General features: G+C 58.8%; 11 protein-coding genes and 1 pseudogene. 4 read left to right on the forward strand and 8 right to left on the reverse strand.

All coding sequences use genetic code 11. The features are described from left to right. The 8 genes from tatA to hisB all read right to left on the reverse strand — a co-directional run. Positions 1–241 (reverse strand): Sec-independent protein translocase subunit TatA (tatA, locus tag JNM42_RS09275; protein WP_294268588.1); only part of this gene is annotated, 241 nt, incomplete at its 3' end. A 135-nt stretch (positions 242–376) separates the two neighbouring features. Beyond that, the gene (locus JNM42_RS09280) at positions 377–727 is read right to left on the reverse strand and encodes a histidine triad nucleotide-binding protein (RefSeq protein WP_294268590.1); all 351 of its coding nucleotides are present in this window, start codon (positions 725–727) and stop codon (positions 377–379) included. A 3-nt stretch (positions 728–730) separates the two neighbouring features. Continuing rightward, positions 731–1054 carry a phosphoribosyl-ATP diphosphatase gene (locus tag JNM42_RS09285; protein WP_294268592.1) on the reverse strand — a complete coding sequence of 108 codons (324 nt, stop codon included), beginning with the start codon at positions 1052–1054 and terminating at the stop codon, positions 731–733. Then, a complete protein-coding gene (hisI, locus tag JNM42_RS09290) occupies positions 1051–1455 on the reverse strand; it encodes a phosphoribosyl-AMP cyclohydrolase (RefSeq protein ID WP_294268595.1) in 405 nt (134 codons plus the stop codon). The genes JNM42_RS09285 and hisI overlap by 4 nt, the downstream gene beginning before the upstream one ends. After that, positions 1452–2213 (reverse strand): imidazole glycerol phosphate synthase subunit HisF, encoded by a 762-nt coding sequence (gene hisF / locus JNM42_RS09295; protein WP_294268597.1) that lies wholly within the window; start codon positions 2211–2213, stop codon positions 1452–1454. The genes hisI and hisF overlap by 4 nt, the downstream gene beginning before the upstream one ends. Before the next feature lie 44 nt (positions 2214–2257). Continuing rightward, entirely contained in the window at positions 2258–3001 is a 744-nt protein-coding gene (gene hisA, locus JNM42_RS09300; protein WP_294268599.1) for a 1-(5-phosphoribosyl)-5-[(5-phosphoribosylamino)methylideneamino]imidazole-4-carboxamide isomerase, read from the reverse strand. Positions 3002–3075: 74 nt separating this feature from the next. Beyond that, positions 3076–3726, reverse strand: coding sequence for an imidazole glycerol phosphate synthase subunit HisH (gene hisH / locus JNM42_RS09305; protein WP_294268601.1), 651 nt, complete (start codon positions 3724–3726; stop codon positions 3076–3078). Further along, positions 3726–4313, reverse strand: a complete 588-nt coding sequence (gene hisB / locus JNM42_RS09310; protein WP_294268603.1) for an imidazoleglycerol-phosphate dehydratase HisB — start codon at positions 4311–4313, stop codon at positions 3726–3728. Before hisB ends, hisH begins: the two co-directional genes overlap by 1 nt. A gap of 142 nt (positions 4314–4455) precedes the next feature. Between hisB and hisC the strand changes: the two genes are divergently transcribed. The 4 genes and pseudogenes from hisC to JNM42_RS09330 all read left to right on the forward strand — a co-directional run. Next, on the forward strand, positions 4456–5541 hold the full coding sequence (gene hisC, locus JNM42_RS09315) for a histidinol-phosphate transaminase (RefSeq protein WP_294268605.1): 1086 nt from the start codon (positions 4456–4458) through the stop codon (positions 5539–5541). Between the two features lie 138 nt (positions 5542–5679). After that, positions 5680–7011 (forward strand): ethylbenzene dehydrogenase-related protein, encoded by a 1332-nt coding sequence (locus JNM42_RS09320; protein WP_294268607.1) that lies wholly within the window; start codon positions 5680–5682, stop codon positions 7009–7011. A 73-nt stretch (positions 7012–7084) separates the two neighbouring features. Further along, on the forward strand, positions 7085–7423 hold the full coding sequence (locus tag JNM42_RS09325) for a c-type cytochrome (RefSeq protein WP_294268608.1): 339 nt from the start codon (positions 7085–7087) through the stop codon (positions 7421–7423). A 105-nt stretch (positions 7424–7528) separates the two neighbouring features. Further along, a pseudogene (locus JNM42_RS09330) lies at positions 7529–8572 on the forward strand (cytochrome c3 family protein); the annotation flags it as partial.

Raw genomic sequence — 8572 nt, forward strand, 5'->3', positions numbered from 1 at the left:
ACGACTTGGTCTTTTCCTTGACCTCGCCCTCGATCGTCTGCCCGCCGCCGACCTGCTGCGGTGGAGGCGAAGGCGCATCGGCCGTCGGCTTGTTCTCTGCCGCAGCGTCCTTTACGCCTTCCTTGAAGCCTTTCACGGCACCGCCGAGATCTTCGCCGATATTGCGCAGTTTTTTGGTGCCGAAGACAAGCATGACGATGATCAGAACGATCAGCCAGTGCCAGATACTGAAACTACCCATGATTCATCTCCTTAACGTGAAAGCCGCGCGAGCGGCTCTCGAACCTCCCCTCGCCCTCCGGGAGAGGATCGGGGTTGAGGACAACGGGCAAGCCAGCGACGGATATACAGTGTCCTGATGCCCAATCAATGCCCGTCAAACCCGTTTGAGCATCGGCCCGACCGGGTCCGGCCCGCCGACGATGTGTGCATGCAGGTGCTGTACTTCCTGCTGCCCGATACGGCCGGTATTGATAATGACACGGAATCCGTCCGGACTGCCGTTTTCCGTGGCCAAGCGGTTGGCGACAGCGAGCATCCGGCCCAGCACCAGGGTATCGGCTTCTGTACTCGTCGCCAGCGATGTGATGTGGCGCCGGGGTATCACCAGAATGTGCAGCGGACGTGCCGGATTGATATCGTGGAAGGCGAAAAGATCCTCGTCGGCATACACCTTGCGCGAAGGTATTTCGCCAAGCGCAATCCTGCAAAAAAGGCAGTTGTCCATGATCTATTTGGTCCGTGACTTCTTTTCGTCGATCCCGGAGACCCCCTCGCGGCGACGAAGCTCCTGGGCCACGTCTTCAATCCCCATGCCAAAATAAGTCAGCAGTACCAGCACATGAAAAATCAGGTCGGTCGACTCCCAGACGATATTCAGCCGTTTGCCATCCTTGGCGGCGATGATCAGTTCGGCACTTTCCTCGCCAATCTTCTTCAGGATCGAGTCCGGGCCATTGGCCAGCAGCTTGGCGGTGTAGGAGGTTTCCGGATCGGCGTGACGGCGCGTGGCCAGGGTTTCGGAAAGACGATAGAGGATGTCGTGAGTAGTCATTTTGCGTAAATTTCCTTAGGATCTTTCAAAACCGGATCGGCGGGAACCCAGCGCTCCCCCTGCAATTCGAAAAAGAAGCAGCTTTCCCGACCCGTGTGACAGGCAATCCCGTCCACCTGTTCAACGGACAGCAGCAACACGTCGCCGTCGCAGTCGGCACGAATGGAAATGATTTTCTGGAAATGCCCGGATTCCTCACCCTTGTGCCACAGCCGCTGACGTGTCCTGGACCAGTATACCGCGTTACCGCAGGCCAGCGTTTTCTGTAGCGATTCGCGGTTCATCCAGGCAAACATCACGACCCGGCCACTCCTTGCCTCTTGCGCGATGGCCGGAATCATCCCGTTCTCATCCCATTTGAGCGCATCGAGCCAGCCCGCATTGGGGTCCAGATCGCTCACAGCCGCACCTCGATGCCGCGCTCGCGCATGAACTCCTTGGCCTGGCGCACGGTAAATTCGCCAAAGTGGAAAATACTCGCCGCCAGCACCGCATCGGCACGACCTTGAGTCACCCCATCGGCCAGATGTTGAAGATTTCCGACTCCGCCGCTGGCGATCACCGGAATATCGACGGCATCCGAAACTGCGCGGGTCAGCGGCAAGTCAAAGCCATTCCTGGTGCCATCGCGATCCATGCTGGTCAGCAGGATTTCTCCGGCACCGAGCTGCTGCACGCGGCAGGCCCAAGCGACGGCGTCCAGCCCGGTACGCTTCCGCCCGCCGTGGGTAAACACCTCCCACTGTCCTGGAGCCACCTGCTTGGCGTCGATGGCCACAACAATGCACTGGTTGCCGACCTTGGCCGAGGCCTCGGCAACCAGATCGGGATTGTCCACGGCCGCCGTGTTCATGCTGACCTTGTCGGCACCGGCATTGAGCAGTCGACGCACATCGGCCACCGAGCGCACACCGCCGCCGACGGTCAGCGGAATGAAGACCTGTGCGGCACAGGCTTCGACGATATGCAGAATGATGTCGCGCTGGTCGGACGAGGCCGTGATGTCAAGAAAGGTCACCTCGTCGGCGCCCTGCTCATCATAGCGACGGGCAATCTCGACCGGGTCGCCGGCATCGCGCAGATCGACGAAATTGGTGCCTTTGACCACCCGACCGGCGGTTACGTCAAGACAGGGAATGATGCGTTTTGCAAGTCCCAAAGCGGGTACCCGTGCTTTCGATCAATTTTGATCAATGAGTGATGCTAGCGCTGCGTGGCGCGATCGGCTTCCGCCTGAGCGGCGGCAAAATCGAGCGAGCCGTCATAGATGGCACGACCGGCAATGGTGGCGAAAATCCCTTCATGCTCAACTGCACAGAGATTCCTGATGTCGTCCATGCCCGAAAGGCCGCCACTGGCAATCACCGGGATAATAAGGGCCTGCGCCAGCTTGACCGTGGCCTCGATGTTGATGCCCGAGAGCATGCCGTCGCGACCGATATCGGTGTAGATAATTCCTTCGACACCATAGTCCTGGCATTTCCTGGCCAGATCGATGACATCGTGACCGGTCAGCTTCGACCAGCCATCGACCGCCACCTTGCCGTCCCTGGCGTCCAGGCCCACAATGATCTGCCCCGGAAAGGCGCTGCAGGCATCGTGCAGAAAGCCGGGGTTTTTTACTGCGGCGGTCCCGATGATGACGTAGCTGACGCCATCGTCCAGGCAACGCTCGATGGTATCGAGGTCGCGGATGCCGCCACCGAGTTGAATCGGAATTTCATCGCCAAGCGCGTCGACGATCTCCTTGATTGCATGTTCGTTCTTTGGTTTGCCGGCGAAGGCGCCGTTGAGATCGACGACATGCAGACGGCGGGCGCCCTGCTCAAGCCAGTGAGTCGCCTGCTCGCCAGGAGAAGTTGAAAAAACGGTGGCATCGTTCATGAGTCCCTGTTTGAGACGAACGCACTGCCCGTCCTTCAGGTCAATCGCGGGAATGATCAGCATTTTGGAAAGCGAAAAGTAGTGGAAGGAAAAAGGTTCGAAAATGATCGAAAAGAATCGAAAAGAACAAGGTCTGTTCAGGGCTTCCAGCGCGTGAAACTGGACAACAAGGCGAGCCCGGCCTCGGCACTCTTCTCCGGATGGCACTGGATAGCGAAGATATTATCCCGCGCCACGGCACTGGTAAAGGGGATACCGTAGTCCGTCATGCCAACGATGCACTCGCGATCGAGCGGTTCGACGCAATAGCTATGCACGAAATAAAAGCGCGCGCCGTCGGCGATGCCGTTCCACAGCGGGTGGGACCGGGTGTGCTTCACCTCGTTCCACCCCATGTGCGGCACCTTCAGCTTGTCGCCCTGCGGTGCGATCATCTTTTCAGCCGGAAAACGGCGAACACCCCCGGCGAAGACGCCCAGACCCGGAACATCGCCCTCATCGCTGTGCTCGAAGAGCATTTGCAGGCCGATGCAGATCCCGAGAAAGGGTTTGCTCTTCGCCGCTTCGAGAACGACCGCCCGCAAGCCGCGCGCCTCGAGCTCCCGCATGCAATCGGGCATCGCGCCCTGACCGGGGAACACCACGCGTTCGGCCGTAGCCACCAGCGCCGGATCGGCGGTGACGAGGACTTCGCGGCCCTCGGCGACATGCACCAGCGCCTGCCAGACGGAGCGCAGATTGCCCATGCCATAATCGACGACGGCAATCCGGCCTGACGCTGATGCCATCAGAGCGATCCCTTGGTTGAGGGAATGCGGCCCGCCGCACGCGGATCGGCTTCTGCCGCCATACGCAGGGCGCGGCCGAAGGCCTTGAAGACCGTCTCGGCCTGATGGTGCGCATTTTCGCCGCGCAGGTTGTCGACCTGCACGGTGATCAGGGCGTGATTGACCAGACCCTGGAAAAATTCATGGGTCAGGTCAACGTCAAAAGCGCCGATCATGGCGCGCTTGAATTCGACGTTGAACACCAGGCCGGGGCGACCCGAGAGATCGACCACTACGCGCGACAGCGCCTCGTCGAGCGGCACATAGGCGTGCCCATAGCGACGCAAGCCCTGCTTGTCGCCCAGCGCCCTGGCCAGCGCCTGCCCGATGCTGATGCCGATGTCCTCGACCGTGTGGTGCGCGTCAATGTGCAGATCCCCCTGCGCCTCGACCTCAAGATCGATCATCCCGTGACGGGCTATCTGATCGAGCATGTGATCGAGAAAGGGAACGCCGCTGGCAAACGTGCCCTGACCGCTACCGTCAAGATCAAGACGAACCTTGATCCGGGTTTCGAGGGTGTTTCTGGTAATTTCGGCTTGCCGCATGAAGACCCCGTCGCAAAGAGGCAAAAATCGAATTCAAAAATCTCTGGAGCGAACCTCCGGATCCCTCTCCGTGCGGCTCAAACCAATAGTCGTGCATGATACCATTTAAGGCTTCCGCTGCATTCGACCTTGCGAGCCGTTCATGAGCCAATTCTGGAGTGCCCTCGTCCATAAGCTGACCCCGTATGTTCCGGGCGAGCAACCCAGGTTGCCCAATCTCGTCAAGCTGAACACCAACGAAAACCCCTACCCGCCGTCGCCGCATGCCGTTGCCGCAATACGGGAGGAGCTGGGCGCCGTTGGCGCGAGCCTGCGCCTCTATCCCGACCCCAGCGCCGAGCGCTTCAAGGAAGCGATCGCTGCCCACTTTGCAGGGTTGGCCATCGAGTCGGCACAGGTCTTCGTCGGCAACGGTTCCGACGAAGTGCTGGCGCACACCTTCATGGCCTTGCTCAAGCACGAAAAGCCGATTCTGTTGCCGGACATCACCTACAGCTTTTATCCGGTGTACTGCGGGCTTTATGGCGTACAGCACATCAGCATCCCGCTCGGTGAGCACTTCGAGGTCCGCGTCGATGACTACAACAGAGAGAACGGCGGCATCATCATTGCCAACCCCAACGCGCCGACCGGCCACCTGCTGCCGCTGGCCGAAATCGAGCGCCTGCTCGCCGCCCACCCGTATTCCATTGTCGTCATCGACGAGGCCTACATCGACTTCGCCGGCCAGGTCATTCCCACGGCCATCGCACTGGTCAATCGTTACCCCAACCTGCTGGTGATCCGCACACTCTCCAAGTCGCACTCGCTGGCCGGGCTGCGCGCCGGTTATGCCGTCGGCAACCCACTGCTGATCGAGGCGCTGGAGCGGGTGAAGAACAGTTTCAATTCCTATCCGCTCGACCGCCTGGCGATTGCCGGCGCCAGCGCCGCAATGAACGACAGGGAACATCTGGAGAAGACCCGACTGGCCGTCATCGACAGCCGCACAACACTGACCGCCGAGCTTGAACGCCTCGGCTTCGAGGTACTGCCTTCGGCAGCCAACTTCATCTTCACGCGTCATCCGCAGCACGATGCGACGCAACTGGCGGCGCAACTGCGCCAGCGCCAGGTCATCGTTCGCCACTTCAAACTGCCGCGCATCGACCAGCACCTGCGCATCACCATCGGTACCGATTTGCAGTGTCAGGCGCTGGTTGACGCCCTGTGCCAGATCCTGCAATAAGCCCGTTTCTCGACTTGACATATTTTTTACTGACCCTGCCGAATTGGGCAGATAATCAGACGCCAGCGTAAATTGCAATGGCGCGCCATTTGCTGCGAGCTGGACTTATTGATAAACAAAAACGAACGGAGGAGTGACATGAAAAAAACTGTATTGTTTGCTCAAATTGCCGCGCTAGGGGTCATTGGAGTATTCACCACCGGTACCGTAACGGCGGCCGATCCGGCCAAGATCAACTGGTCCAGGATTCCGGCGACCAATGTTCCCTTGTTTTACCCTGGGCAGTCTTCGTACGAATGGTTACGCAGCGATGCGCACAAGAACGCGGCGAAAGAGGTCAAGCGTGGCGATTCCTGTACCTCGTGCCATGACGAAGAAGGTGCCGAGAAGGATCTGGGCAACAAGCTGGTGCAAGCCGGCCCGCTCGAGCCGATGCCGGTCAAGGGCAAGTCGGGCTACAAGGATCTCAAGGTGCAGGCGGCTTATGACGAAAAGAATGCCTACCTGCGCTTCCAGTGGAAAACAGATAACGCTTATCCCGGTACCGAGCATCAATACCTGCGTTTCGACGGCAAGAAATGGGAAGTCTGGGGCTTCCCAAAACTCGACAAGATCGTTCAGGATGGCCAGATGATGGGCATCTACGAAGACCGCATGTCGATCATGATCGACGATGGCAAGGTGCCTGGTTTTGCCAAACAGGGGTGCTGGCTCTCTTGCCATGATGGGCAGCGCGACATGCAAAAGCAATTCACCAAGGCGGAAGTTGCTGCCAACCCGCTGTTGACGTCGATCAAGAAGAGCGATGTGCGCAAGTATCTCCCCGAGAGCCGGAATGATCCGTCCGATTGGAAAACCGGCAAGAGCGTTGAAGAAATCAACAAGATCAAGGCCGCAGGCGGATTTGTTGACCTCATCCAGTGGCGTGCGCATCGCAGCTACCCGGTTGGTATGGCAGACGATGGCTATGTCCTTGAGTTCCGCCTTGGCGATGCCGGAAAAGACATGTTCAGCGGCAATGCCGACGCCACAACGCATGCCCCGAAATTCATGTGGGATGCCAGCAAAGTAGGCTACAAATCAATTACCGTCGATCAGTTGCACCAAGGGGACCACTTCCTGATTCGCGAGAAGAACGCTGTACCGTTTGATCCGAATGCCGGCTGGAAAGAAGGCGACATGGTTCCGGACTACATCCTGAGTCGTGAGGATGCCAAGGGATCGGCGGCCGACAACAATGCCATCGCGAGCTGGAAAGACGGTATGTGGACTGTCGTAATGGTCCGCCCGCTCGGCCTGACCAATAGTGACGACAAGGCCTTGAAGGCCGGGGGGGTTTACGACATCGGATTTGCCGCTCACGACGACAACATCACGACGCGCGGCCACCACGTTTCGTTTGTGAAAACCCTCGGACTTGGCGTAGCCAAAGGCACCAAGGTTGACATCAACGCAGTCAAGCTGCCTTAAGCCATGCTTCAATGCGGCCCGGTCTGCAGTCGTCCGGGCCGCACAAGTCAAAACTTTCAACGTTGAGGATGCCATGAATCTGACAAAACCATTGCTGGTCGCCGGCCTGCTGTCACTGAACCTTGCCGGCTCTGCCCTTGCCGCCGTTGACGACGAAGCCGCCAAGGCCCTAGGCAAGCGCAACGACTGTTTCAAATGCCACGCCGTCGACAAGGCCAAGAAAGGCCCCTCGTACCAGAAGATCGCGGCAAAGTACAAGGGCAAGGCCGATGCCGAAGAGAAGCTCATGAAAAACCTCACCACCGGCCCGAAAGTCAAGCTCGAAGACGGCACCGAAGAAGAGCACAAGATCATCGACACCAAAGACCCTAAAGAACTGAAGAACCTCATCGACTGGATTCTCTCGCGCTGAGGCGGCTGTTCCGGAAAACGCCTTTTTTCACCAGAAAGAGATCCCGTCCCGGAATGTGCAGGGGGTCGGTCCAACCGGCCCTGCGCCGGTCAGGCAGGGAAAAACATGACAATAACAATGGCTTCCGTGCGCACCATCGTCTGCGCCATTCTCTTTGGCGGTATCCTGGCGGTGGCACCCGCGATAGCGGCCAAACTCGACAACGCCACCTGCCAGACCTGTCACGATGGCCAGAAAGGCAAGCTGGAAGCGCCGGGTGCCGATGGCGAGAAACGCCCGATGCACGCCGTCAGTTCCGACAAGTTCAGCAAGAGCGTGCATGCCAAGCTGCAATGCGTAAGCTGCCATACGGACATTGTCGACAGCCAGGCCGGGCATCAGAAGGCCGCCGGTGTAAATCCACCCGATTGCGTCCAGTGTCATGAAGCACTCTGGGAAACGGCCAAAAAGGAAAACAGGACGTCTGAAAAGCCACGCCTCGGCATCGTCGTGGCCAATATTGCCGCGTATAAACAATCCTTCCACGCGCGTTTGAACAAGGAAGACAAGTCACGCGTCAACGCCACCTGCGACGAGTGCCACGATGTACACAGCTTCGACGTCCCGGCGCGCGGTACCAACGAGCGCAAGGAATGGCACCTGAGCGTCCCCCAGGTATGCGGCGAAAAGTGCCACAGTGACGAACTGGAGGAGTTCAACGAATCGGTGCATGGGAAGCAGATTTCAGAGAAACACAACCTCAAGTCAGCCGTCTGCTCCGACTGCCACACCACGCACGACATCGGCAACACCTCGGCCAACCCCATCAAACTGGCGATTACCGCAGAGTGCGGCGATTGCCACGAAGCGCACTACACGACCTATAAGGCTTCCTACCACGGCCAGATCAACACCCTGGGTTATGCCTACACGGCCAAGTGTTTCGACTGCCATGGCAGTCACGGCATCCTCGCGTCCTCCGACCCGGGCTCCAAGGTGCATCCCGACAAGCGCATGAAAACCTGCCGCACGTGTCACAACGGCAAGAAGGAATTACCCGACGCACCACCGGGCTTTGCCAGCTTCCAGCCGCACGGCCATGCCGGCGATTTCAAACGCTATCCGGAAATCTGGATCGCCAACCAGATCATGACCCAGTTGCTGATCGGC

Origin of the sequence: Propionivibrio sp. (genome assembly GCF_016790145.1) — a bacterium.
In the GTDB taxonomy this organism is placed as follows: domain Bacteria; phylum Pseudomonadota; class Gammaproteobacteria; order Burkholderiales; family Rhodocyclaceae; genus Propionivibrio.

What these genes read in the sequence shown, in the direction of transcription:
- JNM42_RS09325 (WP_294268608.1), top strand. Translation starts at nt 7,085, where the DNA reads ATGAATCTGACAAAACCATTGCTGGTCGCCGGCCTGCTGTCACTGAAC.
- JNM42_RS09320 (WP_294268607.1), top strand. Translation starts at nt 5,680, where the DNA reads ATGAAAAAAACTGTATTGTTTGCTCAAATTGCCGCGCTAGGGGTCATT.
- JNM42_RS09285 (WP_294268592.1), bottom strand. Translation starts at nt 1,054, where the DNA reads ATGACTACTCACGACATCCTCTATCGTCTTTCCGAAACCCTGGCCACG.
- hisH (WP_294268601.1), bottom strand. Translation starts at nt 3,726, where the DNA reads ATGGCATCAGCGTCAGGCCGGATTGCCGTCGTCGATTATGGCATGGGC.
- JNM42_RS09280 (WP_294268590.1), bottom strand. Translation starts at nt 727, where the DNA reads ATGGACAACTGCCTTTTTTGCAGGATTGCGCTTGGCGAAATACCTTCG.
- hisA (WP_294268599.1), bottom strand. Translation starts at nt 3,001, where the DNA reads ATGCTGATCATTCCCGCGATTGACCTGAAGGACGGGCAGTGCGTTCGT.
- hisC (WP_294268605.1), top strand. Translation starts at nt 4,456, where the DNA reads ATGAGCCAATTCTGGAGTGCCCTCGTCCATAAGCTGACCCCGTATGTT.
- hisB (WP_294268603.1), bottom strand. Translation starts at nt 4,313, where the DNA reads ATGCGGCAAGCCGAAATTACCAGAAACACCCTCGAAACCCGGATCAAG.